Below are 442 nucleotides of genomic sequence, written 5' to 3'. Positions count from 1 at the left end.
TGGTGTCGTGCCACTCGGCAAGTTCAGTCTGTGTGACGCCGTTTTTGTACGCGATCGCAGCTAACAACCGTTGCGTCGGCTTGTTTCCGTCGACGTTGTCAAGCGCGTCTTGGAGTTCTTCGACGGAGATCTCGTCGAGATGATCCATTAGGTACTGTACAGCACTCCGTGCCGAAAGTTCTAACGGCTACTATAGGAACAAGTGCTGAGGAGATCACGAACAATCCTACGTGGTGAGGCGAGTAGCGAGGGCGTCCAACATCTCCCACAGAAGTCCGGACACCGAACCTGCGTCGAATGAGACTGGTTCGTACGTGTATGGATCGTCCACGTCTTCTCGTTCCTGAAAATGAAGCAGGCCGTCGACATGGGGATTCGGTTCACAGTGGATGCCACAATCGAAGCCGGCTGGCTCGCTGTAATGAAGTGTATAGTATGCCTG

The 442-nt window shown here is 53.6% G+C and carries 1 pseudogene; it reads right to left on the bottom strand.

What is annotated here, in order from left to right:
- Positions 1-148, bottom strand: a pseudogene (locus DVK07_RS21830) (IS630 family transposase); the annotation flags it as partial.
- Positions 149-442 lie beyond the last annotated feature (294 nt).

The sequence above is a fragment of the Halorubrum sp. Atlit-26R genome, assembly GCF_003666015.1.
Classification (GTDB): Archaea; Halobacteriota; Halobacteria; order Halobacteriales; family Haloferacaceae; genus Halorubrum.
This window is presented reverse-complemented; position numbering and strand designations above follow the sequence as displayed.